The sequence below is a fragment of the Zavarzinella formosa DSM 19928 genome, assembly GCF_000255705.1.
GTDB lineage: Bacteria > Planctomycetota > Planctomycetia > Gemmatales > Gemmataceae > Zavarzinella > Zavarzinella formosa.
In genome coordinates this window covers 168,113-168,486 of the sequence record NZ_JH636451.1, presented here as the reverse complement: position 1 = coordinate 168,486, position 374 = coordinate 168,113, and the positions used below count along the sequence as shown (strand labels likewise).

The 374-nt window shown below is 41.2% G+C and carries 1 protein-coding gene; it reads left to right on the top strand.

Going from position 1 to position 374, the window contains the following annotated elements; translation table 11 throughout:
• Nucleotides 1-55: 55 nt before the first annotated feature.
• Nucleotides 56-374, top strand: a 319-nt coding sequence (locus BGIM_RS67605) for a hypothetical protein (protein ID WP_238537829.1), incomplete at its 3' end; no start/stop codon positions are given.

Here is a 374-nt window from a genome sequence, read left to right as displayed (position 1 = left end):
CTCATGGACAATGGCTTGCATGCAATGCCACTTTCCGGATAGTCACTGAGTTAATATGGGTCGTGAACTCCTACGTGAGATGAATGCCATCTGCATCTTTATGACTATTATAATTGCAAGAGGATTGGAGATAGACAAAAAATTTGATTCCGACTCATTTGATCACGCTTTGCTTTCTGTAATTTCACAATCCAGAGGCAAACCATTCTCGCATATAAGCGAAGAATTGCATGTGATTCAAGCCGCTTGCCAGGATTTCACCGATGAAGATGCACTGAACTATGTCACTCGCAATATCAATTGTCGATTGTTTATGTTTGCGAGTCAGTCATCGCAACCTCCCTTTGTCGTAAATGACCTTTACTCAAATCTTC